This window comes from Streptomyces sp. NPDC051569, from assembly GCF_044454085.1.
Taxonomy (GTDB): domain Bacteria; phylum Actinomycetota; class Actinomycetes; order Streptomycetales; family Streptomycetaceae; genus Streptomyces.
In genome coordinates this window covers 107,807-131,187 of the sequence record NZ_JBITDJ010000005.1, presented here as the reverse complement: position 1 = coordinate 131,187, position 23,381 = coordinate 107,807, and the positions used below count along the sequence as shown (strand labels likewise).

The window sequence follows — 23,381 nt, the reverse complement described above, 5'->3', positions numbered from 1 at the left end:
TCGGAAGGTGGCAGAAACGTGCAGTGGTCGAAGCTAAGTGAACAAACCGTCTATGAAAACCGGTGGTTCCGGGTCAATCTGGCAGACGTCGAACTCCCCGACGGCCGTCACCTGGACCACTACCTCATCCGGCTCCGACCGGTCGCCGTCGCGACGGCGGTCAACGCGGCCAACGAGGTGCTGCTGCTCTGGCGGCACCGCTTCATCACCGACAGCTGGGGCTGGGAACTGGCGGCCGGGGTCGTCGAGGACGGCGAGGAGATCGAGAGCGCGGCCGCGCGCGAGATGGAGGAGGAGACCGGGTGGCGTCCCGGCCCGCTCCGGCATCTGCTCACGGTCGAGCCGTCCAACGGTCTGACCGATGCCCGCCACCATCTCTACTGGGCGGAGGAAGCCACGTACACCGGACCTCCGCAGGACGACTTCGAGTCCTCCCGCCGGGAGTGGGTCCCGCTCAAGCTGGTGCCGGACCTGATCGCCCGGGGCGAGATCCCGGCGGCCAACATGGCGGCCGGCCTGCTGATGCTCCATCACATACGGCTGGGATAGCTGCCGTCCGGGCCGGCGGTGGTACGGAGACGTACCGCTGCCGGCCCGGGATCGTCGGAGGGCTGCGGGGGGTCAGGGCTCGCACACTCCGGTACTCAGGCACTCCGGTACTCCGGGGCTGGGAGCTTTCAGGAGTACGGGTAGAAGCCCGCGCCCGTCTTCCGGCCGAGGCGGCCCGCGTCGACCATCCGCTGGAGCAGCGGGGGAGCGGCGTACAGCGGCTCCTTGTACTCCGCGTACATCGAGTCGGCGACCGAGGCCACCGTGTCCAGGCCGATCAGATCGGACAACTTGAGCGGGCCCATCGGATGGGCGCAGCCCAGCTCCATGCCGTTGTCGATGTCCTCGCGGCTCGCGATGCCCGACTCGAACATCCGGATCGCGGAGAGCAGATACGGGATGAGCAGCGCGTTCACCACGAAGCCCGAGCGGTCCTGGGCGCGGATCGGGTGCTTGCCGAGCACGCGCCGGACCACGGTCTCGGCCCGCTGGACCGTCTCGTCGGAGGTCGTCAGGGCGGGGATCAGCTCGACGAGCTTCTGCACCGGGGCCGGGTTGAAGAAGTGGATCCCGATGACCTGGTCGGGGCGGGAGGTCGCGACGGCCAGCTTGACCAGCGGGATGGACGAGGTGTTGGAGGCCAGGATCGCGTCGGGGCGGGTCACCACCTGATCGAGCACCCGGAAGATCTCGGTCTTGACCTGCTCGTTCTCGACGACGGCCTCGATGACGAGGTCGCGGTCGGCGAACTCCCCGAGGTCGGTGGTGAAGCTGAGCCTGCCGAGGGTCGCGTCCCGCTCCGCCTCGGTGATCTTGCCGCGTTCGGCGGCCTTCGAGAGCGAGTTGTGGAGCCGGGTGCGGCCGATCTCCAGGGCTTCGCCGGTGGTCTCGGCGACCTTCACCTCAAGGCCGCTGCGGGCGGCGACCTCCGCGATGCCTGCGCCCATCTGGCCGCAGCCCACCACTCCTACGCGGGCGATGTCGGTCAGGGAGTCGGTCACATCGTGCCTTTCGCTGGTCCGTGTCCCGGCAGGTCCCCCGCATGGTTCCGGCGCCCGCCTCGCCGCACGACGTTACTCCGCCGGGGTGTGTGGACCACGGGCCGGGGCGGGCATGCTCAGCGGACACGGCGGGCCGCCCGCAGCCGGAACGGTCCGCGCCGGCCTCACACCGAACAAGGGACAGCGCATGGGACAGGGCGTGACACAGGGCGCGACACAGGGCGCGACACAGGGCGTGGCGAGGGACATCGGGCGGATCGGCCGCAGAAGCCTGGTGGCGGCCGCGGCGGGAGTGGTGGCCTCGGCGCTGGCCGCCGACGCCGCCGTGGCGGCCCCCGGCCACCGCACTCCGGGACCCCGGCACCACGCCCCGCGCCCCGGACTGCGCGGCGTGTGGCTGGCGACCGTCGCCAATCTGGACTGGCCGTCGAAGCCCGGGCTGACGGCGAGTCAGCAGCGTGCCGAGCTGGTCAGGCACCTCGACACCGCCGTGGCCCGCAAGCTGAACGCCGTCGTCTTCCAGGTCCGGCCGGCGGCGGACGCGCTGTGGCCGTCGCCGTACGAGCCCTGGTCGGAATGTCTTACCGGCACCCAGGGCAAGGACCCCGGCTGGGACCCGCTGGGTACGGCGGTACGCGAGGCGCACGCGCGCGGGCTGGAGCTGCACGCCTGGTTCAACCCGTACCGCGTCGCGAACCACACCGATCCGTCGCTGCTGAGCAAGAAGCACCCGGCCAGGCTGCACCCGGAGTGGGTCCTGCCGTACGGCGGGAAGCTCTACTACAACCCCGGCCTGCCCGAGGTCAGGAGCTTCGTGCAGGACGCCATGCTGGACGCCGTCCGGCGCTACGACATCGACGCCGTGCACTGGGACGACTACTTCTACCCGTATCCGGTCGCCGGGCAGGTCTTCGCGGACGACGCGGCGTACAAGCGGTACGGCGCGGGCTTCCCGGACAAGGCGGCGTGGCGGCGGGACAACACGGACCGGCTGGTGCGGGAGACCGCCGAACGGATCAAGAAGATCAAGAAGGACGTGCGCTTCGGGATCAGCCCGTTCGGGGTGTGGCGCAACGCGGCCACCGACCCGGCCGGCTCGGACACCCGGGCCGGTGTGCAGACCTATGACGATCTGCACGCCGACACCCGCGCATGGGTCAAGCACGGCTGGATCGACTACATCGCCCCGCAGGTGTACTGGAACATCGGTTTCGCGGCCGCCGATTACGCGAAACTCGTGCGCTGGTGGGACGGGGTCGTCCGGGGGACGGGCGTCGATCTGTACATCGGTGAGGCGCTCTACAAGGCCGGGGACCCGGCTCAGCCGGCCGCCTGGCAGGATCCGGCCGAGCTGTCCCGTCACCTCACCCTCGCCAAGAAGTTCCCAGGGGTGCGCGGCCACTGCTACTTCTCCGGGAAGGAGGTCCGCGCGGACCCGATCGGGGCGATGGCGAGGGTGGTCGCGGACCACTACGGCAAACCGGCGCGGGTGTCGGCCGGTTAGGGAGCGCCGGGGCCCCGGCGGCCCGGCGGCCCGGCGGCCCGGCGGCCCCGGCGGCCCGGCGGCCCCGGCGGTAGGTATGGGACGGCGGGAGGTGCGGCCCCCGGCCTGCCGGGCGTACGGCGGTCGCCGGGCTCGGGGCGGCGGCCAGGCGTACGACTGCACCGGGTGTACATCGGAGGTCGGGCGTACGGGGGCGGTCAGGTCCCGGCCCGCTGGGTGACCGCGATGCAGACCAGCACGGCCACCGCCGCCACCGTCGCCGCGAGCGTGAGGTGTTCACCGAGCAGCAGCACCGACCAGACCAGTGTCAGCAGCGGCTGGGCCAGCTGGAGCTGGCTGGCTCTGGCGATGCCGATCGCCGCCATCCCCCGGTACCAGACGTAGAGACCGAAGAAGGTCGAGCCGGCCGCGACCCAGCCGAGCCCGAGCAACCCGTGGGCCGTCAGCCGTACCGGCTCGAAGGACAGGGCGGTCACCGCGCCCGCCACCGAGAGCGGCAGACACCCGATCAGCGCCCAGCCGATCACCTGCCAGCCGGGCATGAACCGGGCCAGCCTGCCGCCCTCCGTATAACCCGCCGCGCACACCAGCAGCGCGCCGAAGAGATACAGATCGCCGCCGGAGAGCGCTCCGCCGCTCTGCTGGACGGCGAAAGCGATCACGACGGCCGCGCCGGCGAGGGCGGCCAGCCAGAAGGTACGGGAGGGCCGGCCGCCCGTGCGGACGGCGGCGAACGCGGCCGTGGTGAGCGGCAGCAGCCCGACCACCACCGCCGCGTGCGAGGTGGTGGACGTCTCCAGCGCCAGCGTCGTCAGCAGGGGGAAACCCACCACCACGCCACCGCCGACCACGGCGAGTCCGGCCCAGTGCCGGCGTGCGGGGACCGGGACGCGCAGCGTCAGCAGAAAGCCGCCCGCGAGGAGCGCGGCGAGCGCGCCGCGGACGGCGACGAGGGACCAGGGGCCGAAGCTCTCCAGGCCCCAGGCGGTGGACGGGAAGGTGAGCGAGAAGGCGACGATGCCCAGTGCCGCCATGAGGGTGCCGCCGCCGACCGCTATCGAGCCGTCACGAGTAGCGCTATCCTGTGCTGTCATGCAAGAGCGTAGCAGCGTGGCCGAGTTGGCGAACTCCCTGAAAAATGAGCTGAATCGCTACTCGCCCGGTGGAAAGCTGCCATCGAGCAGAGAGCTGGTCGAGCGCTACCGGGTCTCCCCGGTGACCGTCTCCCGCGCCCTCGCCCGACTCGCCGCACAGGGCCTGGTCGTCACCCGCCCCGGCGCCGGAGCTTTCCGCGCGCCCGCCAGGCCCGACACCCCGCCGCCCGGCGACACCTCCTGGCAGGAGGTCGCCCTCAGCGCCCACGCCGCCACCGAACTCGTCCCGCGCACCGTCGACGCCTCCGGCGTCCTGGTCACGCTCGCCGCTCCGCCGCCCGGCGTCATCGAGTTCAACGGCGGCTATCTGCACCCCTCGCTCCAGCCGGAACAGGCGATGGCCGCCGCCCTGGCCCGGGCGGGCCGCCGTCCGGGCGCCTGGGGCCGGCCCCCCACCGACGGACTCCCCGAGCTGCGCGAATGGTTCGCCCGGGGGATCGGCGACACCCGGGCACCCTCCGAAGTCCTCGTCACCGCGGGCGGCCAGAGCGCCCTGACCACCGCGCTGCGGGCGCTCGCCCCGCCCGGCGCGCCCGTCCTCGTCGAATCCCCCACCTACCCGGGGATGCTGGCGATCGCCCGCGCCGCCGGCCTGCGGCCCGTACCGGTGCCGGTGGATCCCGACGGGGTACGGCCGGAACTGCTCGCCGCCGCCTTCCGGGCCACGGGCGCGCGGGTCTTCGTCTGCCAGCCGCTCTTCCAGAACCCCACCGGCGCCGTCCTCTCCCCGGCCCGCCGCCCGGAAGTGCTGCGGATCGCCCGGGAGGCCGGGGCCTTCATCGTCGAGGACGACTTCGCGCGGCGGATGGCGCACGCGGACGCGGGCCCGCTGCCCGCGCCGCTCGCCGCCGACGACCCGGACGGGGTCGTCGTGCACGTCTGCTCGCTCACCAAACCGACCTCCCCGAGTCTGCGGGTCGGCGGGCTCGTGGCGCGCGGCCCGGTACGGGAGCGGCTGCGTGCCATCCATGTCGTCGACACCTTCTTCGTCCCGCGCCCGCTGCAGGAAGCGGTACTGGAACTGGTGGGATCCGCCGCCTGGAACCGCCATCTGCGCGCCGTCTCCGCCGCGCTGAAGACCCGCCGGGACACCCTGACCGCCGCCTTGCGCACCGAACTGCCCGAGCTGGCGCTCCCGTACGTCCCGTCCGGCGGCTACCACCTCTGGGTCCGTCTTCCGGACGGCACCGATGAGCGGGCCGTCGTCTCCGACGCCCTGCGCGCGGGCGTCGCCGTCGCCCCGGGACGCCCCTACTTCGGCGCGGAGCCGCCCGCCGCCCACCTGCGGCTGAGTTTCGCGGCGGCGGCGGGGCCCGCCGAACTCACCGAGGGGGTGAGGCGGCTCCGTACCGCCTGCGAGGAGACGCTCGGCTGACCGGGCCCGTGGGCCCCGCAGCGCTTTGCCAACCGTTGGCCCACGGTCCGTCACACGCCTCTTGACCGGCACCGCTTTCGGATCCACGATCACGCCATGGGTGTTCGGGTCACGTTGGTCGCCGCCGCTCGCAGCTCGGATCTGTACGACGAGCGCTTCGACGACGACCGTCCCCTCGACCGGGCCGGCTGGCACGACATGCAGCGGGTCGCCCACGCCCTGATCCCGCTCGCCGCCGCCGACCTCCGCTACTGCTCGCCGACGCTGCGCAGCCGCGCCACCGGCGACGCCCTCGGCTACGCGCCGCTCGTCCAACCGGCCCTGCGCGACTGCGACATGGGCCGCTGGCGCGGCTTCACCTTCTCCGAGGTGGCGGCCCGTGAACCCGCAGCGCTCGACGCCTGGCTCGCCGACCCGCGCGCCGCCCCGCACGGCGGCGAACCCCTGCTGGCCTTCATCTCGCGGATAGGGGGCTGGCTGGACACCCGGCCCGCCGAGGACATCACCGCCATCGTCGCGGTCGCCGAACCGGCCGTCGTACGGGCCGCCTTGGTGTACGCGCTGAAGGCACCGCCCCGTACGTACTGGTACGTGGACGTCCGCCCCCTGTCGACCGTCACCCTGACCGGTGCCCCGGGCCGCTGGAACCTGCACCTGGGCGCGGGCGGATGAGGGCTGCCCGGCTGCCCGGGCACCCGGCGGGGCGCTGCTCCGGGCGAGGACCGGGGCGGACGGCGCGACGTCGTCGGGCGGCGCTCGGTGCCGGGACCGCTCCCGCCGCCGTCCGGCCCCGCTCCCGCCGCCGTCCGGCTCGCACGCGCCGCCGTCCGGCCCGCACGCCATGGCCCGGCCGACCGTCTCTTCAGTCCAGGTCGGACATGTCGAGCACGAAGCGGTAGCGGACGTCGTTGCGCCGGAGGCGGTCGAGTGCCGTGTCCACCTGTGACGACGGGAGTACTTCGATGTCGGCGGCGATGCTGTGGTCGGCGCAGAATTGGAGCATCTCGGCCGTCGCCGAGCGGCCTCCGCTGCCCGCGGAGCTGAGCTTCTTGCGGCCGATGAGCAGGTCCGTGGCCTCGACGGTGACGGGGCCCAGGTACCCGAGGAGGCTGAGGGTGCCGTCCATCGCCACCAGCTTCAGATACGGGGCGAGGTCGTGAGGGGCGGAGATGGTGTCGATCACGACGTCGAAGGTGTCGCGTGCCGTGGCCATCCGCTCGGTGTCGGTGGAGTCGATGAGGTCGTGGGCACCGAGTTCGCGGGCGTCGTCGCGCTTGTCCTGGGTGCGGCTGATGACGGTCGTGGTGGCGCCGAGTGCCACGGCCATCTTGACCGCGAGGTGGCCCAGGCCGCCGAGCCCGGCCACGGCGACGCGACTGCCGGGGCCCACGCCGAGGTGGCGCAGGGGTTCCCAGACGGTGACGCCGGCGCACATCAGCGGGGCGGCTGCGGCCGGGTCGAGGCCGGAGGGGAGCGGGTAGGCGAAGGTGTCGCGCACGACGTACTCGCGGGAGTAGCCGCCCAGGGTGGTCGACCCGTCCTGACGGTCGGTGCCGCCGTAGGTCAGAGTCGGGAAGGAGTGGCAGAAATTCTCCTGTCCGGCTTCGCACATGGCGCACACGCCGCAGGAGTCGACGATGTTGCCCACCGCGACGCTGTCACCGACCGAGAAGGTGGTCACCTCCGATCCGATCCCGGCCACCACGCCGGTGAATTCGTGACCGGGCACCAGGGGCGCGTTCGTGTGCTGGTCGTAGTCGTGCAGGGCGTGCAGGTCGCTGTGGCACACGCCGCAGTAGTCGACCCGCACCGCGATGTCGTCCGGGCGCAGGTCACGGCGCTCCAGCGACGTGCGCCGCAGCGCCGTCGGGCCGGCCGCCCGCCATCCGGTGGTCGTTCGCATACGTGACTCCTTAAACAGACTGTTCGGTCTGCCGCAGCTTAAACGGGCCCGTGCGGCAAGGCAAACCAACTGTTCTGTTTGATAAGATGCGGTCATGCCGGAACAGCCCCAGACCTCGCGAGGCGCCGCGACCTACCAGCGCATCCTGGACGCCGCCACCGAAGAATTTGCCCAGCACGGCATCGCCGGGGCACGCATCGAACGCATCGTGACGGCAGCGCGCACCAACAAGGCGCAGCTCTACGCCTACTTCGGCGACAAGGAACGACTCTTCGACGCGATCTTCCTCAGCTCGCTGGAGCGCATCACCGACGTCGTGCCCATCGACGCCGACGATCTCGCGGAGTGGGCCGTGCGTCTCTACGACGAATACCTGCGCCGCCCCGACCTCATCCGGCTGGCGACCTGGACACGACTGGAGCGCCGGCCTGCCGGGCACCTCGTCGAGACCCACCAGCACTACGACGACCGCAAGCTCACGGCCATCGCCGAAGCCCAGGACGCCGGGCGGGTCCGCGCGGGTGACCCGTTCGACATCATGGCCATGGTCATCGCCATGTCCATGGCCTGGTCACCGGTCAGCAACGTGTACGCGGCCAGCAGCCGAGAACCCGATGACGTGCATGACCGGCGCCGCGCCCTGCTCCGCGACTGCGTCCGCAGCGCCACCGTCCGCAGCGCCACCGCGACCGGCAGAGGCGACGCATCCCCCTCATGACTGCCACCAACCCCTGGTGACACTCACGCACGGTGCCTGGGCTCCGGCCAGGACCGGAGCCCAGGTCTCACGCCGGGACTGCGGCTGCTTCCTCCTGCGGGGCGCGCGGGCCCGGTACCGTCGCCCGGATGTACAGGTCCCGTTCGAGGCGATCCCGCCCCTGGAGCCGGGCCCACCGGACCTCGACCGACGGCAGCGGCCACACGGCGCATCGGTCACGTCGCGATCGGCCGTGGCCGCGGCTCAGGCGGCCGTGCCGAGTGTCTCCAGGATCTGCTCCCCGTACTTGTCCAGCTTGTTCTCGCCGACCCCGGTCACCGTGCCCAGCTCCGCCAGGGTCGACGGAGCCAGGACCGCGATCGCGCGCAGGGTCGCGTCGTGGAAGATGACATACGCGGGCACGCCCTGCTCCTTCGCCGTGGCGCCCCGCCAGGCGCGCAGCGACTCGAACACCGGCAGCGCCTCCTCCGGCAGATCCACCGGCGCCGACCGCTGCTTGGACGTCTTCTCCGCACGCGCCGGCCGGGCCGCCTTCTCGGGCTCGCGGCGCAGCACGACGGGACGCCGCCCGCCCAGTACCTCGCCGCTGTCGTCGGTCAGGACCAGCGTCCCGTAGTCGCCCTCGACGGCGATCAGCCCCTGAGCCAGCAGCTGCCGCGCCACGCTCCGCCACTCCGCCTCGCTCAGCTCCGAACCGATACCGAACACACTGAGCGCGTCATGATCGAACTGGATGACCTTCGCCGTCTTCCTGCCGAGCAGGATGTCGGTGATCTGGCCCGCGCCGAACTTCTGGTTGCGCTCGCGCTTCAGCCTGACCACCGTCGACAGCAGCTTCTGCGCGGGGACCGTACCGTCCCAGGATTCGGCGGGCGTGAGGCAGGTGTCGCAGTTGCCGCACGCGGTGCTCTTCTGGCCGAAGTACGCCAGCAGCTGGACACGACGGCACTCGACCGTCTCGCACAGCGCGAGCATCGCGTCGACATGCGCGCTCAGCCGCCGCCGGTGCGCCTCGTCGCCCTCCGAGGTCTCGATCATCTTCCGCTGCTGGACCACGTCCTGGAGCCCGTACGCCAGCCAGGCCGTGGACGGCAGCCCGTCCCGCCCGGCACGTCCGGTCTCCTGGTAGTACCCCTCGACGGACTTCGGCAGGTCGAGATGGGCCACGAACCGCACGTCCGGCTTGTCGATGCCCATCCCGAACGCGATCGTCGCGACCATGACCATCCCGTCCTCCCGCAGGAAGCGCGACTGGTTCTCGGCTCGCGTACGGGCGTCGAGACCCGCGTGGTACGGAAGGGCGTCGACCCCGTTCTTGACGAGGAACTCGGCGGTCTTCTCCACGGATGCCCGGGAGAGGCAGTAGACGATCCCCGCGTCCCCCGGGTGCTCGGCGCGCAGCAGCTGCAGGAGCTGCCGCTTGGGGTCGTTCTTCGGCGCGATGCGGTACTGGATGTTGGGCCGGTCGAAGCTCGCGACGAAGTGCCGGGCGTCCTGCAGCTTGAGCCGGGACGCGATCTCCGCGTGGGTGGCTTCGGTGGCGGTCGCGGTCAGCGCGATACGCGGCACATCGGGCCAGCGTTCGTGCAGCGCGGACAGGGCCAGGTAGTCCGGCCGGAAGTCGTGCCCCCACGACGCCACGCAGTGCGCCTCGTCGATCGCGAACAGCGAGATCGTGCCGCGCTCCAGGAGCCGTACGGTCGACTCGACGCGCAGCCGCTCCGGCGCCAGATAGAGCAGATCCAGCTCACCGGCGAGGAATTCGGCCTCGACGAGCCGCCGTTCGTCCAGATCCTGCGTGGAGTTGAGGAACCCGGCGCGCACCCCGAGCGCCCGCAGCGCGTCCACCTGGTCCTGCATGAGCGCGATCAGCGGCGAGACGACGACGCCGACGCCCTTCCGCACCAGCGACGGGATCTGGTAGCACAGCGACTTGCCGCCACCGGTCGGCATGAGCACCAGGGCGTCGCCGCCGCCGACCACGTGGTCGATGATCTCCTGCTGGCTCCCCCGGAAGGAGTCGTATCCGAAGACGCGGCGCAGCACGTCCAGTGCGTCGCCGGTCTCAGGACCGAGGGCGGAGCCTGCAAGGAGGTCGGAATCGGGAGCGCTCATCCGCCGATTCTACGAGGCTCCCGGCGCACCCGTCCGGACGATCCGGATGACGGACGGCGGGAGGCCGGGGCGGCGGCAGGCCGGGCCTCCCGCCGCCGACCGGTCCGGCCGGCCCGTTCCGCCGGCCTCCCGCCACCGGTCGTTCCCGCCGGTCGTGCGCAGCGTGTCCAGCCCGCCGGTCAGACCGCGTAGCCCCGGATGACCTGCCGCGCCACGCGGGACCGGGCACCGGACAGCTCCCCGGCGATGGCCGCCGTCACGCCGTCGTCGAGCGGCACGCGCGCCGGACACGGCTCGCCCTCCGCGACGCGCCGGCGCCGCAGATGCGTCGGTGGGTGCGTCGGTGGGTGCGTCCTGTCGACGCTGTGCCCGCGCAGCGCGCCGGCCCGGCGCCGCCGCTCCTACTCCCGTTCCGGTACGGCCCCGACGTGCGCGGCGAGCCGCTCCCAGAGCCCCTCCGCGGCGCCGCCGGGACGCCGGCCGCCGATGCCCGTGTGCGCCGCGATCGACTCCCGGCGCAGCTCGTCGGCGATGCTGTCGGCGACGAGAAGCAGGTCCATGAGTTCGACGACCGCCGAGGTCCGGCGATGAACAGGCCGGCCGTGAAAAGATGCACGGCCAGTGCCAGCGCGTACGCGAGGACACCGGCCGCGTCACGGTGGGGGCGGACCACGGTCCCCTGAGCCGGCTCCGCCAGCAACTGCTCCCCATGGTGCCGCGCCAGGCGACGGCGCAGCATGTCCAAACGTCCGGTTCTCTCCTCGGGCGCACCGGGATCGATGTTCCAGCCGCACTCGTCGCACCAGGGGACGAAGCCGCTCTCCACCGGTACGTCCTCGGCGCAGTCGGGACACGATCTCGCCCGTGGCGCGGCAGCACTCCGCGTCTCCATGGGTTCCCTCCCCGTTCGAGCGGGTCCCTCCCCAGGGCCGCTCTCTCATGCGACCTGCCAGGACCCGCTGCGGGAACCCCGGCCGACCGTAGATCTACCAGACGCGGAGCCGTCTCCCCGTGGCCGGGACGCCGACCGCCGCTATCGTCCCCGGAGGTGCGACACGTCCGCTTCGCCGAGCGCGAGCCGCCCGGCCGCAGGCAGGTGTCCTCACGGTGAACACCGGGAGACGGCCGCCCCGGTTCATCGTCCGGATGCCACGCCGGCGCCCAAGGTCACGACCCCGGCCGCCGCGACCGGTACCACGAGGAGACGCGAGGGGCGGCGGCGGGCTCTCCCGTCGTCGCCGAGTCAGCTGGTCGTCGCCGGGTCAGGGTGCGGGGCGGTTGCCCGCCTTGTCCCCGGTGCCGCCCGGAGCCCGCAGAAGTATGCGGTCGGGGCTACGACCGTCGGCCGGGTTTGCCGCGCTTGCCACCCTTGGGGCCACCGGAACCGCTCCGGGGGTTCCGGCCGGCCGACTTGCCGGCCGCGGGCTTCCGCCGTGCGTCGGCGGTCTCGGTGCGCTTGCGCTTCGGCTGCGCCGGGGTCGGGGTGCGACCCCGGGAACTGTTGACGGTCCGCCCGCGGACGATGCCGATGAAGTCCTCCACCAGGTCGGTGGTTTCGTCCTCCGGCCACGACAGCGCGATGCGCGACTCGGGGGCGTCCGGGACCGGCCGGTAGGTGAGGTCCTTGCGGTGATGCAGGCGGGCGAGCGACTGCGGGACGACGAGCAGACCCACTCCCGCCGCCACCAGTTCGATGGCGTCCGCCGTCGTGGCGGGACGCTCGATCGCGGGCCGTCCCGGGCGGCGTTCCCAGACGAGGGTGTCGTCGAGGGGATGCAGCACGATGTCCTCGGCGAGATCCTCGGCGGACACCTCGTCGACCGCCGCCATGACGTGGTCCTTCGGGATCACGACCACGGTCGACTCGGTGTAGAGGGGGATCGCGCTGAGGTCGGTCCGGTCGATCGGCAACCGTACGAAACCCGCGTCGGCGCCGCGGTCCCGCAGCACGTCGGACGCTTCGGTGGCGGACACCGCGATGAGGGTCAGTGGGACCTCGCGCCGCCGCTCGTTCCAGATGCGCACCCACTTGGTGGGCGTCACCCCCGGGACATATGCGAGCCGGAACGAAGGGGGTACTTTCGAGCCTGTCACCCGGCCCAGGTTACCGGTCGTGGTCAGAGGGATCGCACACGCTCGCTACTCTTGACACCATGACGTCGCACCAGACCACCCAGACGATGAAGCCCGCGACCGCGGCGAAGAAGCTGGGTGTGTACCTCCAGGCCACCCCCACCGAGTTCCAGGAGGGTGTCGTCTCGCGCAGTGAGCTGAGTGCGCTGCAGGCCGATCCGCCCGAGTGGCTGCTGGAACTGCGGCGCAACGGCCCGCACCCCCGGCCGGTGGTCGCGGCGAAGCTGGGCGTCTCCATCGCCGGTCTCGCGCGTGGCGGTGTCACGGACGCCCTCACCACGGAAGAGATCGACGCGCTGAAGAGCGACCAGCCCGCGTGGCTGCGGCAGGAACGCGCCACCCAGGCCGAGGTCCGGAAAGAAGCGGTGCGTATCAAGGAGAGGAACGCGGCGCGAGCCGATCAGGCCCAGTAGTCCCGTTCCTGATCTCCGGCCCCGACGACATGCCGTGACGAGGCCGGGTTCAGGCTGAGTACGCGCCTCGCCGTCTTACGCGCCACAAGGGCCTCGTCCTCGCCTCACGAGCCGCTGTTCACGGCCGCCTGGCCGCCCATACGGTCCGCGCGGTGCGGACCGTGAGGTCGTCGCGCCGCAGGACACTGCCGGTCCCGTCGCTGTCGATCAGCGCGTCCAGCGTGGCCAGGTCGTCCGCGCTCATCCTGCCGTCGAGATGGAGACGGATGCGCCGCAGAGTCGCCTCGGCGTAACGGCCGGCGGAGGCTGGAAGCGGCGGTGTCAGGTTGATGGCGAAGGGGCGCTCGGCCTCGATGGTGAAACCTGCCCGGGACAGGCGCGAGCCCCAGTCGGAACCGAGATGCGGCAGCGCGGTGTCCCGGGCGCCGTTCAGGGCGGCATGGCAGCGCGCTTCGAGTCCGGGGCGGCCGAGGCCGAGGTCGTCGGGGAGAAAACGCGGGAAGGACTCCATCTCGGCCACCACCAGGAGGCCGCCGGGGCGGAGCGTGGCGAAGACCTCGGTGAGGACACGATCGGGGTCGGCCATGTGGTGCAGGGACGAGGACGCCCAGACCAGATCAACGGCGTCGACGGCCGGCCACGCCGCGTCGTCCAGGTCCGCCTGGACGGTCCGGACCCGGTCGGCCAACCCGAGAACACGTGCTCGGTTCCGGAGATGGCGCAGCATCGATGCGGATACGTCCAGGGCGATCGCGTCGGCCCGTTCGAAGCGCCGGAGCAGAGTGAAGGTGCCGGTACCGGTGCCGCTGCCCAGGTCGAGGATCCGGCGAGGCGGCTGATCGGCGGCCAGCTCGTCGATCCAGGCGCCCACCCCCGACAGGTACGCCTCCATGACCTCGGCGTCGAGGTCCAGGAGTTCGGCCATGGACGCCTCGCCGGCGGAGGCCGAAGTGTGGTCCGCAGGGCGGTTCTCAGGGCGGTTCTCAGGGCGGTGATGTTCGTGCCCCGCGTGGTGGTGGTGATCGGTTTCCATGACGGTCACCCTAAATGCGCCTTGCGCCACTGACATAGGATCTTGCGTATGACGCAAGACGGCGATCTCGACGGTCTGGTCCGCAAGCGGATCAGAGGGCTGCGTACGGCCCTGGGCTGGTCACTCGACGACCTTGCCGCCCGGTGTTACCTGAGTCCTTCCACCCTGAGCCGTATCGAGACCGGCCACCGGCGGATCAGCCTCGACCAGCTGAGCTCGATCGCTCGGGCCCTCGGGACCACTCTCGACCAGTTGGTGGAGTCCGTCGCCGACGACGACGTGGTGATCAGGCCGCAGCGCGACGCGGCCCGGGGGATGACCACCTGGATGCTGAGCCGGGAGCCGGGGCCGAACGGTGTGACCGTCGCCAAGATGCGTGTCACCAAGCCGGCGCCCCGGCGCGGCGCCGACGAGCTGAAGGTCCATCCCGGCAAGGACTGGTTCATCGTCCTCTCGGGGACCGTTGTGCTGCTGCTGGGGGAGCGGACCATCATGGTCGAGGCCGGCCAGGCGGCGGAGTTCTCCACCATGATTCCCCACGCCTTCGGGGCTCACGGCGGCCCGGCGGAGATCCTGGGCATCTTCGACCACGACGGACAGCACACCCATCTCCGGAAACTGTCATGACGCCCGCCAACGTTCGTTGCACGGACGTGCCGATGACCGTCCCACTCCGACGCCGCCGGCCGGGCCGACAGATCACCGGTCGGCCTGTACCCCACGAATGTGTCGAACGGGCGGTGCTTCACCCGAGGTGGCTGTTGACGGAAGAGGTCACGTAGCCGACGGAGAGGCCATCTCAGCGGCGGCTTTCCACCAGACGAAGACTTCGGTGCTCGGCTGTCGTTCGGAGAAGCGGCCCGACGGGGACGCTTCCCTCAGCAGTCGACGCAGGTCCGCCTCGAAGTCGTCGCGGCGTGTGCCGAACAGGTGGGGAGCCGAGGACGACATCGAGAACGCCCACGCGACGACATCGTCATCCGTGCGTTCCAGCGCCTGCCCGCCGGGAACGACATGGCGCTGGGGGCCGGAGAATCCCGCCCGGGTGAGCACCGCTGCCTCATCGCCCGGCGTTCCGTGCGGCAGCACCCCCCGGCCGGCGCGTCGGACCGGTCCCAGATGGTGCCTGACCAGCTCGTCCATCCCGGCGTAGGGCACCGCCGGATAAGAAAGACCGTCCACGGGCCGGTGCTCCGTCTTCAGGTCCGAGATGTGCACCAGCGCCCCGCCGGGCCGGAGCATGCCCTTGATGGTCGCCGCCACCAGGTCGCGGTTCATCCAGTGGAAGGACTGGCCGAAGGTCGCGGCGGTGAACGTGCCCAGACCCGCGGGCAGATCCTCGGCCCGAGCCCGCACCCACTGCGCACGCCGGGCCACTCCCGCCTCCGTAGCCCCGCGTCGGGCTTCGGCGATCATCCCGCCGTCCGGATCCACACCGACGATCTCGCGGAACAAGTGCGCCAGACCCAGGGCAAGGGTGCCCGGTCCACATCCCACGTCGAGGAGACGCCCTCGCCCGTCGAGCTTGAGGACCTTGGCGAGTACGCCCGCCAGTCCCGGGGCATAAGGCAGCCTCCCGCGCCCGTAGTAGGCGGACGCGCCCGAGAACAACGTCTCGTCCCACTCCCAGCCGGAAACCATATCCACCCACCCCCCTTCACGGCGTTACGTGCCTGCCCGGTTGCCCGATGATTCCACGGCTCGACTGTCTCTCCGTCGAGGACTTCGGCTATGCCCCGGAAGAGACGTTCGTGGAATGGTGCGGCGGCTACCTGACCCCGGATACGGCCGTCGTCACCCTGGGCGGTGAGGGCGAGGACGAGGACGAGCGGTTCCGCTACCACCTGGTCGAGGTGAGCACGGGTACGGTCGGCGGTGGGATCGCCATCGAGGCGACCAACCCGTACGAACGGGAGCCCCTGGGTGACGGCTCCTGGCTCACCGACGGCCCCGACGGTCACCCCGTCCGCTGGCCCCGCGCTCCGCACCCGGCGGGTTGAAGGGGCACCTCCATGCCGTCAGGGTTGCCCTCACCCTGCTGTCCCGGCTTCCCGAGTGGGAGTGGTCTCCGAGCCGATGCCCACGGTGAGCTGACGAGCGTAGTCGCTGAGCACGTACTGGCTGGGCCCGTCGGGCACAGCGGCCGTTTTTGTGAGGAGTTGGCGGGCGGTCACCTCGCCGAGCGGCCGGTCCTGCACCTCGGGCCACAAGGTGGTTGTGGGGGTGGCGGCAGGATGCCTGCTCGGAATACCATCCCCGCGAGGGTTTCCGGTCGGCGCTCCGCAACGGGGCTTTCTGCGCACGCGCTTCGGGATTTCGGCGCCCGGCATCGACGCTTCGAACGGTAACCCCCGCGGCGGCGCAGTCGTGTGGGGCATCCGTGTGAGAGGGCAGAGGGAGATGAGCGTGGTGGAGAGCTGGTCCGGCGTGATGAATCTTCTCCGACAGCACGCCCCGGCCGATCACGCGGATCTGCCTGGGCCCGCCACGGAACAGATGCTCGCGGCCGCCGAGGAACGGATGGGTATCCCCCTCCCTCAGGATCTGCGGGCGTGGCTGCTGCAGAACAATCTGGATCTTCCTGAGGAAGATGTGGACGACGATGTGGCATGTTGCGGCTTCGCCGGGTTCCCTGACGAGGGAAGCTTCTTTCTGGGCATCCGGGCGATGGAGAAGCTCTATGCGAACCGCTCCATGCCCGGTGGATTCGACCCGCCGGACCAGCCGGACAATCCGTTCTGGCGTAATGAGTGGATCCCGTTCCTGTCGGACCAGGACGGCTGGATGGGAAAGTTCATCGACGTGCGGGACGGGCGTATCGGCAGGTGGTTCGTGGGTGACATCACGATCACGGGTGAGTACGCGTCACTGGCTCACTATTTCGACTCCGTGGCGGAGATGCTGACGAAGATCGCCGATCGAAACCATCCGGTCTGTGAGGTCGCCGAAGGGCGACTCGTCTGGTCGTGAAGCAAAGATCCGCGTCAGCCCCAACGGGAGACCGTCATCGCCAGAGCCGTCCTCACCCTGGAGAGGCAACGGTGAGAACGCTCACTGTTGTGTGAGCGATTCCCGTCATCGATCCTCCGTGCCAGCCGCCTGCGTACTCGTGAGAACCGAGTTCGAGAACCTCGCCGCAGCGGCGGCCGATGACGATGATCGTCTCGTAGCCGTCCCGCAGGCCACGATCGCAGGGGTCGCGGGTCTCCGTGAGCCTACCCAGGTTGCTCTTCTCGGCGAGCGCGCGGGGCGACCGCGTCCCGCTTGAACTCGGCCGTGTACCGCTTACTCATGTTGCTCTTGTTACTCACTACCTGTGACTGCTTCTTCCGGGACCATCCGTCCCAGTATCAAGCTGTCCAGCCGACAGGGGGAACCTCATCAGCTGCTGTACGAGTGCACTGGTTGTCGTCTTGCCCGCGCCGTGGGTGCCGTTGAGCCATACGATCACGGCCCAACGCTAGCGGCGTGCGTGCCGTGGGGGGCGGGCACAGCAGAAACTCCGATACCACCAAGATCAGCTGTCAGTGACTTGAGTCGGATCATTACACAGCGTTACGAAGGCGAGATCCGCCAATTAGCCTTCTCTGTCCGCCAACTAAAATTCTCGGTCACGCGCCTGGCGGCTACGGCCATTCCGGCGCTTTGCATAAAGCTGCAGCGGTACGTATAGTCATGCCATCACCGAGGAGGGTTTTCGATGGCGACACGTGCGGTACGCGCGGCGGTGGCGGGAGCGAGTGGGTACGCGGGCGGGGAACTGCTGCGGCTGCTTCTCGCGCATCCCGCCGTCGAGATCGGAGCCCTCACCGGCAATTCCAACGCGGGCCAGAAGCTCGGCGGGCTGCAGCCGCATCTGCTGCCGCTGGCCGGCCGGGTGCTGGAGGCGACCACCCCCGAGGCGCTGGCCGGGCACGACGTTGTTTTTCTGGCCCTGCCGCACGGCCAGTCCGCGGCCGTCGCCGAGCAGCTCGGCGACGACGTACTCGTCGTCGACATGGGCGCCGACTTCCGGCTGCGGGACGCGGCCGACTGGGAGCGGTTCTACGGCTCCGCGCACGCCGGGACCTGGCCCTACGGCCTCCCCGAACTGCCGGGTGCCCGTGCCGCGCTGGAGGGATCCAAGCGTGTCGCGGTGCCCGGTTGCTATCCCACGGCCGTCTCGCTCGCGCTCTTCCCGGCGTACGTCGCGGGTCTGGCCGAGCCCGAGGCCGTGATCACCGCGGCGTCCGGCACCTCCGGGGCCGGCAAGGCGGCCAAGCCGCATCTGCTCGGGTCCGAGGTGATGGGCTCCATGTCGCCGTACGGCGTCGGCGGCGGCCACCGGCACACCCCGGAGATGATCCAGAACCTCAGCGCGGCCGCCGGCGAGCGGGTCACCGTGTCCTTCACGCCCACCCTCGCCCCGATGCCCCGCGGCATCCTCGCCACCTGCTCCGTCAAGGCCCGGCCCGGCACGACGGCCCAGCAGGTGAGGGACGCGTACGAGAAGGCGTTCGCCGACGAGCCGTTCGTCCATCTCCTGCCCGAAGGGCAGTGGCCCGCCACGGCGTCCGTCTACGGTTCGAACGCCGTACAGCTCCAGGTCACCTACGACGGGGTCGCGGGGCGGATCATCGCGATCAGCGCCATCGACAACCTCACCAAGGGCACCGCGGGCGGCGCGGTACAGAGCATGAACATCGCCCTCGGACTCCCCGAGGACACCGGACTTTCCACGATCGGAGTGGCACCGTGAGCGTCACCGCAGCGAAGGGATTCACGGCAGCGGGCATCGCCGCCGGGATCAAGGAGAACGGCAACCCGGACCTGGCCCTGGTGGTCAACAACGGTCCGCGCCGCGCCGCCGCGGGTGTCTTCACCTCCAACCGGGTCAAGGCCGCGCCGGTCCTCTGGTCCGAGCAGGTACTGAAGGGTGGTGAGGTCACCGCCGTCGTTCTCAACTCCGGTGGCGCCAACGCCTGTACGGGCCCGCAGGGCTTCCAGGACACCCACGCCACCGCCGAGAAGGCCGCCGAGGTCCTGAGCGGACTCGGCGACAGCGCCCACAGCGCCGGCGAGATCGCTGTCGCCTCCACCGGGCTGATCGGGCTGCTGCTCCCGATGGACAAGCTCCTGCCCGGGATCGGGAAGGCCGCGGCCGAACTCTCCGCGCACGGCGGTGAGAAGGCAGCCATCGCCATCAAGACCACCGACACCGTCCACAAGACCGCTGTCGCCGGTGGCGGAAGCGGCGAGAGCGGCTGGACCGTCGGCGGCATGGCCAAGGGCGCCGGCATGCTCGCCCCCGGCCTCGCCACCATGCTCGTCGTCCTCACCACCGACGCCGACGTCGAAGCGCCCGTACTGGACTCGGCGCTGCGCGCCGCCACCCGTACGACCTTCGACCGTGTCGACTCCGACGGCTGCATGTCCACCAATGACACCGTGCTGCTGCTCGCCTCCGGCGCTTCCGGCGTGACGCCCGCGTACGACGAGTTCGCCGAGGCCGTCCGTACGGTCTGCGCCGACCTCGCCCGCCAGCTGATCGGGGACGCCGAGGGCGCCTCCAAGGACATCCGCATCGAGGTGATCAACGCCGCGAGCGAGGACGACGCCGTCGAGGTGGGCCGTTCCATCGCCCGTAACAACCTCCTCAAGTGCGCCATCCACGGTGAGGATCCCAACTGGGGCCGGGTGCTCTCCGCCGTCGGTACGACGAAGGCCGCCTTCGAGCCCGACCAGCTGAACGTCGCCATCAACGACGTATGGGTCTGCAAGAACGGCTCCGTCGGCGAGGACCGCGATCTCGTCGACATGCGCTACCGCGAGGTCCGGATCATCGCCGACCTGGCCGCCGGCTCCGAGACCGCCGTGATCTGGGCCAACGACCTCACCGCCGACTACGTCCACGAGAACAGCGCGTACAGCTCATGACCGCCCGCAAGCACACCGCCCTGCCGAAGGCTCAGATTCTCATCGAGGCGCTGCCCTGGCTCACCCGCCACAACGGCAGGACCGTCGTCATCAAGTTCGGCGGCAACGCCATGGTCGACGAGGACCTCAAGGCCGCTTTCGCCCAGGACGTCGTCTTCCTGCGCCAGGCCGGCCTCAAGCCGGTCGTCGTGCACGGCGGCGGCCCCCAGATCAACGCCCAGCTCGACCGGCACGGCCTGGTCAGCGAGTTCCGGGCCGGTCTGCGGGTCACCACGCCGGAGGCGATGGACGTCGTACGGATGGTGCTGGCCGGACAGGTCCAGCGTGAGCTGGTCGGACTGCTCAACCAGCACGGCCCGCTCGCCGTCGGCATGACCGGCGAGGACGCGCACACCATGACCGCCACCCAGCACCGCCCGCTGATCGACGGCGAACTGGTCGACATCGGCCGGGTCGGTGAGATCACCGCGATCGACACGGGCGCCATCGAGGCGCTGCTGAGCGACGGCCGGATCCCGGTGATCTCGTCCATCGCGCGCAGCGCCGACGACGGGCATGTCTACAACGTCAACGCCGACACCGCGGCCGCCGCCCTCGCCGCCGCCCTCGGCGCCGAGACGCTGATGGTCCTCACCGATGTCGAGGGGCTGTACGAGGACTGGCCCCACAGCGACGACGTGATCAGCAGGCTCACCGCCACCGAGCTGGAGAAGCTGCTGCCGGAGCTGTCCAGCGGCATGGTGCCGAAGATGGAGGGCTGTCTGTTCGCCGTACGCCATGGCGTCACCACCGCCCGGGTGATCGACGGCCGCGTCCCGCACTCGATCCTGCTGGAGATCTTCACCGACGAGGGCATCGGCACGATGGTGGTCCCGGACGGCCCCGCGTACTCCGGCCAGGAACAGGAACAGGATCAGGACCAGGACCCGCCCGCCGTGTCGAAGACCCTGTCGGGGCCCGGACCGGACACCGTACGGAAGCCCGCATCGGGACCCGCGTCAGAAGGGGGAGCACAGTGACCGGCAACGAGGAGCTCGTCCAGCGCTGGCAAGGCGTCATGGCGGACAACTACGGCACCCCGGGGCTCTCCCTGGTCCGTGGCGCCGGCGCCACCGTCTGGGACGCGGACGGCACGGCGTACACCGATTTCGTCGGCGGGATCGCGGTGAACGCGCTCGGCCACGCCCACCCGGCCGTCGTCGAGGCCGTCTCCCGGCAGATCGCCTCCCTCGGCCATGTCTCCAACCTGTACGTCGCCGAGCCGCCCCTCGCCCTCGCCGAGCGGCTGATCCAGCTCGCCGGCCGCCCCGGCCGGGTGTTCTTCTGCAATTCCGGCGCCGAGGCGAACGAAGCGGCCTTCAAGATCGGCCGGCTGACCGGCCGCTCGCACATGGTCGCCACCGACGGCGGCTTCCACGGCCGCACCATGGGCGCGCTCGCCCTCACCGGCCAGCCCCCGAAGCGGGAGCCCTTCCTGCCGCTGCCGGGTGACGTCACGCATGTCCCGTACGGGGACGCCGAGGCGCTGCGGGCCGCCGTCACCGAAGAGACCGCGTTCGTGATCATCGAGCCGATCCAGGGCGAGAACGGCGTGGTCGTCCCGCCCAGGGGCTATCTCGAAGCGGCCCGGCGGATCACCCGCGCCACCGGCACGCTGCTCGTCCTGGACGAGGTGCAGACAGGGATCGGCAGGACGGGCCACTGGTTCGAGCACCAGGCCCACCAGGGCGTCGAGCCCGATGTCGTCACTCTCGCCAAGGGTCTCGGCGGCGGGCTGCCGCTCGGCGCGACCCTCGCCTTCGGCCCGGCCGCCGACCTGCTCCGGCCCGGCCAGCACGGCACCACCTTCGGCGGCAATCCGGTCGCCTGCGCCGCCGGCCTGGCCGTTCTCGACACGCTCGCCTCGGACGGGCTCCTCGACCAGGTCAAGCGGCTGGGCGAGAGGATCCGGGGCGGCGTCGAAGCGCTCGGCCATCCGCTGGTCTCCCACGTCCGCGGCGCGGGACTGCTCCTGGGTATCGTGCTCACCGAGCCCCGCGCGCCTCAGGTGCAACAAGCGGCTCAGCGTGCCGGTCTCCTGGTGAACGTGCCCGCCCCCGACGTCGTACGGCTGATGCCACCGCTGGTCATCGGCGACGACGCGGTGGACGCGCTGCTCTCCGCACTGCCCGGCATCCTTGACGCGTGCTACGAGGACGGACGATCCGGAGAATGAGACGACGATGACCGAGGCCCAGGAAACCGAGCACGGCGGGCCGTCCGTGCCACAGACCAGAACGGCCCGCCACCGCCGGATCGTGGACATCCTCAACCGGCAGCCGGTGCGCTCCCAGAGCCAGCTGGCGAAGCTGCTCGCGGACGACGGGCTGAGCGTCACCCAGGCGACGCTCTCCCGCGACCTGGACGAACTCGGCGCGGTCAAGATCCGCAACCACGGCGGCGAGCTGATCTACGCGGTCCCGAGCGAGGGCGGCTTCCGCACCCCGCAGGCCCCGCTGGGCGAGTCGGCCAAGGAGGAGCGGATGCGCCGCCTCTCCGGCGAACTGCTGATCTCCGCCGAGGCCTCGGCCAACCTCGTCGTTCTCCGTACGCCCCCGGGTGCGGCCCAGTTCCTCGCCTCGGCCATCGACCAGGCCGAATTGAGCGACGTCCTCGGCACCATCGCGGGCGACGACACGCTGATGCTGATCAGCCGCGACCCGGCGGGCGGCCAGGCCCTCGCGGAGCATTTGCTGAAGCTGGCCCAGAACGACCGCTGAGCCGGCCCCGGCAGGTCCGCGTCAGTAGCGGGTGATCGCCGTCGCGCCCGAGGGGGTGCCCACCGCGATGTGCGGGGCGCGGCGCGGGTCCGCCCAGGTCAGGATGGCGCTCATCGCGCCGGGCGGTACGGAGACACAGCCGGCGGTCGCGCCCTTGCCGTTGACGTGCAGGAAGATTCCGGCGCCCCGGCCGTGGACCGGCCGGTCGTAGTTGAAGCCGATCACCAGGGCGCGGGCGTACTGGACCGGGTAGTCGGCCAGGTGTTCGGCGTCGGCCGGCCGGCAGTCCCGGGGAAGGCCCTCCACCCAGCGGTTGTAGGACCGCGCGTCGTTGTCCTGACACCACCAGGACGCGTCCGTCACCCGGCGGTAGCGGTACGCCGTACCGGAGGGCGCCGGCGAGACGCCGAAGGCGTACGGCAGGTCGTACAGCCCGGTCGGGGTGGTGGAGGTGCCCTGTCTGCGCGTCGCGCCCTCGGCCAGGCCGCCCGCCCCGAAGCGCGCGTCGGCGGAGCCGGCCGCCACCCATCGGCCGTCCTTCCGGTCCCACCAGGTCACCCGGCCGGTGGTCGACCCGGTGGCCGGGGCCTCGGCGGTGATCAGCTGGCTGCCGCCGCCGGTGTCCGCCATGCGCTCGGGAAGCGGTGCTTCCCGGGGAGCGGCCGGAGCGGCCGGAGCGGCCGGAGCGGCCGGGGAAGCGGGGGAAGCGGGGGAGGCCGCCGCTCCGGTGGTGACGGCGAGCAGGACGGAGGCGAGGGCGAGAGCGGTGCGCATGGTCCGGACCGTACGCCGCCGGGCCGCTGACGGC

The 23,381-nt window shown here is 71.2% G+C and carries 22 protein-coding genes and 2 pseudogenes; 14 read left to right on the top strand and 10 right to left on the bottom strand.

The genetic code is table 11. From position 1 onward, the window contains the following. Window positions 1-18: 18 nt before the first annotated feature. Entirely contained in the window at window positions 19-549 is a 531-nt protein-coding gene (locus tag ACIBAE_RS11205; RefSeq protein ID WP_399283993.1) for an NUDIX hydrolase, read from the top strand. A gap of 128 nt (window positions 550-677) precedes the next feature. Here ACIBAE_RS11205 and ACIBAE_RS11200 read toward each other — a convergent pair whose 3' ends face one another. After that, window positions 678-1,538 (bottom strand): 3-hydroxybutyryl-CoA dehydrogenase, encoded by an 861-nt coding sequence (locus ACIBAE_RS11200; RefSeq protein ID WP_399284269.1) that lies wholly within the window; start codon window positions 1,536-1,538, stop codon window positions 678-680. Window positions 1,539-1,797: 259 nt separating this feature from the next. Between ACIBAE_RS11200 and ACIBAE_RS11195 the strand changes: the two genes are divergently transcribed. Beyond that, complete coding sequence (locus tag ACIBAE_RS11195; protein ID WP_399284267.1) at window positions 1,798-3,054, top strand: glycoside hydrolase family 10 protein; 1,257 nt, start codon at window positions 1,798-1,800, stop codon at window positions 3,052-3,054. A 197-nt stretch (window positions 3,055-3,251) separates the two neighbouring features. Here the strand turns inward: ACIBAE_RS11195 and ACIBAE_RS11190 are convergent, their stop codons facing one another. Then, window positions 3,252-4,148, bottom strand: a complete 897-nt coding sequence (locus ACIBAE_RS11190; protein WP_399283991.1) for a DMT family transporter — start codon at window positions 4,146-4,148, stop codon at window positions 3,252-3,254. Here ACIBAE_RS11190 and ACIBAE_RS11185 point away from each other — a divergent pair. Together ACIBAE_RS11185 and ACIBAE_RS11180 are read left to right on the top strand one after the other, a co-directional pair. Continuing rightward, window positions 4,147-5,583 (top strand): PLP-dependent aminotransferase family protein, encoded by a 1,437-nt coding sequence (locus ACIBAE_RS11185; protein ID WP_399283990.1) that lies wholly within the window; start codon window positions 4,147-4,149, stop codon window positions 5,581-5,583. The genes ACIBAE_RS11190 and ACIBAE_RS11185 overlap by 2 nt on opposite strands. Before the next feature lie 96 nt (window positions 5,584-5,679). Next, window positions 5,680-6,255: a histidine phosphatase family protein gene (locus ACIBAE_RS11180; RefSeq protein WP_399283988.1), complete on the top strand. Its 576-nt coding sequence runs from the start codon at window positions 5,680-5,682 to the stop codon at window positions 6,253-6,255. Window positions 6,256-6,445: 190 nt separating this feature from the next. Here ACIBAE_RS11180 and ACIBAE_RS11175 read toward each other — a convergent pair whose 3' ends face one another. After that, window positions 6,446-7,486: an NAD(P)-dependent alcohol dehydrogenase gene (locus ACIBAE_RS11175; RefSeq protein WP_399283987.1), complete on the bottom strand. Its 1,041-nt coding sequence runs from the start codon at window positions 7,484-7,486 to the stop codon at window positions 6,446-6,448. Window positions 7,487-7,580: 94 nt separating this feature from the next. On the opposite strand from ACIBAE_RS11175, the gene ACIBAE_RS11170 reads away from it, so the two are divergent. Beyond that, window positions 7,581-8,204: a TetR family transcriptional regulator gene (locus ACIBAE_RS11170; RefSeq protein ID WP_399283985.1), complete on the top strand. Its 624-nt coding sequence runs from the start codon at window positions 7,581-7,583 to the stop codon at window positions 8,202-8,204. A gap of 243 nt (window positions 8,205-8,447) precedes the next feature. Here ACIBAE_RS11170 and recQ read toward each other — a convergent pair whose 3' ends face one another. From recQ to ACIBAE_RS11155, 3 genes are all read right to left on the bottom strand, one after another. Continuing rightward, a complete protein-coding gene (gene recQ / locus ACIBAE_RS11165; RefSeq protein WP_399283983.1) occupies window positions 8,448-10,319 on the bottom strand; it encodes a DNA helicase RecQ in 1,872 nt (623 codons plus the stop codon). 401 nt (window positions 10,320-10,720) lie between these two features. Further along, window positions 10,721-10,879: a hypothetical protein gene (locus ACIBAE_RS11160; RefSeq protein ID WP_399283980.1), complete on the bottom strand. Its 159-nt coding sequence runs from the start codon at window positions 10,877-10,879 to the stop codon at window positions 10,721-10,723. A gap of 772 nt (window positions 10,880-11,651) precedes the next feature. Continuing rightward, a complete protein-coding gene (locus tag ACIBAE_RS11155; protein ID WP_399283978.1) occupies window positions 11,652-12,413 on the bottom strand; it encodes a LysR family substrate-binding domain-containing protein in 762 nt (253 codons plus the stop codon). Between the two features lie 59 nt (window positions 12,414-12,472). Here ACIBAE_RS11155 and ACIBAE_RS11150 point away from each other — a divergent pair, with 59 nt between their 5' ends. Then, the gene (locus ACIBAE_RS11150; protein WP_399283976.1) at window positions 12,473-12,865 is read left to right on the top strand and encodes a DUF5997 family protein; all 393 of its coding nucleotides are present in this window, start codon (window positions 12,473-12,475) and stop codon (window positions 12,863-12,865) included. Window positions 12,866-12,983: 118 nt separating this feature from the next. Here ACIBAE_RS11150 and ACIBAE_RS11145 read toward each other — a convergent pair whose 3' ends face one another. Next, window positions 12,984-13,790, bottom strand: a complete 807-nt coding sequence (locus ACIBAE_RS11145) for a class I SAM-dependent methyltransferase (protein ID WP_399283974.1) — start codon at window positions 13,788-13,790, stop codon at window positions 12,984-12,986. A 156-nt stretch (window positions 13,791-13,946) separates the two neighbouring features. Between ACIBAE_RS11145 and ACIBAE_RS11140 the strand changes: the two genes are divergently transcribed. Then, window positions 13,947-14,525 carry a helix-turn-helix domain-containing protein gene (locus ACIBAE_RS11140; protein WP_399283972.1) on the top strand — a complete coding sequence of 193 codons (579 nt, stop codon included), beginning with the start codon at window positions 13,947-13,949 and terminating at the stop codon, window positions 14,523-14,525. 147 nt (window positions 14,526-14,672) lie between these two features. Here ACIBAE_RS11140 and ACIBAE_RS11135 read toward each other — a convergent pair whose 3' ends face one another. Continuing rightward, window positions 14,673-15,539, bottom strand: coding sequence for a class I SAM-dependent methyltransferase (locus tag ACIBAE_RS11135; RefSeq protein WP_399284266.1), 867 nt, complete (start codon window positions 15,537-15,539; stop codon window positions 14,673-14,675). A gap of 47 nt (window positions 15,540-15,586) precedes the next feature. On the opposite strand from ACIBAE_RS11135, the gene ACIBAE_RS11130 reads away from it, so the two are divergent. Next, the gene (locus ACIBAE_RS11130) at window positions 15,587-15,898 is read left to right on the top strand and encodes a hypothetical protein (protein ID WP_399283970.1); all 312 of its coding nucleotides are present in this window, start codon (window positions 15,587-15,589) and stop codon (window positions 15,896-15,898) included. Between the two features lie 400 nt (window positions 15,899-16,298). Further along, window positions 16,299-16,868 carry an SMI1/KNR4 family protein gene (locus ACIBAE_RS11125; protein ID WP_399283968.1) on the top strand — a complete coding sequence of 190 codons (570 nt, stop codon included), beginning with the start codon at window positions 16,299-16,301 and terminating at the stop codon, window positions 16,866-16,868. Between the two features lie 409 nt (window positions 16,869-17,277). Here the strand turns inward: ACIBAE_RS11125 and ACIBAE_RS11120 are convergent. Next, a pseudogene (locus tag ACIBAE_RS11120) lies at window positions 17,278-17,349 on the bottom strand (ATP-binding protein); the annotation flags it as partial. Between the two features lie 249 nt (window positions 17,350-17,598). On the opposite strand from ACIBAE_RS11120, the gene argC reads away from it, so the two are divergent. The 5 genes and pseudogenes from argC (at window position 17,599) to ACIBAE_RS11095 (ending at window position 22,573) form a co-directional block, all read left to right on the top strand. Further along, window positions 17,599-18,636 (top strand): N-acetyl-gamma-glutamyl-phosphate reductase, encoded by a 1,038-nt coding sequence (gene argC, locus ACIBAE_RS11115; protein WP_399283966.1) that lies wholly within the window; start codon window positions 17,599-17,601, stop codon window positions 18,634-18,636. Then, complete coding sequence (gene argJ / locus ACIBAE_RS11110) at window positions 18,633-19,814, top strand: bifunctional glutamate N-acetyltransferase/amino-acid acetyltransferase ArgJ (RefSeq protein ID WP_399283964.1); 1,182 nt, start codon at window positions 18,633-18,635, stop codon at window positions 19,812-19,814. The genes argC and argJ overlap by 4 nt, the downstream gene beginning before the upstream one ends. Beyond that, window positions 19,811-20,698, top strand: a pseudogene (argB, locus tag ACIBAE_RS11105) (acetylglutamate kinase); the annotation flags it as partial. The gene argJ and the pseudogene argB, both read left to right, overlap by 4 nt. Before the next feature lie 131 nt (window positions 20,699-20,829). Then, window positions 20,830-22,029 carry an acetylornithine transaminase gene (locus ACIBAE_RS11100; RefSeq protein ID WP_399283962.1) on the top strand — a complete coding sequence of 400 codons (1,200 nt, stop codon included), beginning with the start codon at window positions 20,830-20,832 and terminating at the stop codon, window positions 22,027-22,029. 7 nt (window positions 22,030-22,036) lie between these two features. After that, window positions 22,037-22,573: an arginine repressor gene (locus ACIBAE_RS11095; protein WP_399283961.1), complete on the top strand. Its 537-nt coding sequence runs from the start codon at window positions 22,037-22,039 to the stop codon at window positions 22,571-22,573. Between the two features lie 21 nt (window positions 22,574-22,594). Here the strand turns inward: ACIBAE_RS11095 and ACIBAE_RS11090 are convergent, their stop codons facing one another. Next, on the bottom strand, window positions 22,595-23,347 hold the full coding sequence (locus tag ACIBAE_RS11090) for a L,D-transpeptidase (protein ID WP_399283960.1): 753 nt from the start codon (window positions 23,345-23,347) through the stop codon (window positions 22,595-22,597). Window positions 23,348-23,381: the final 34 nt, after the last annotated feature.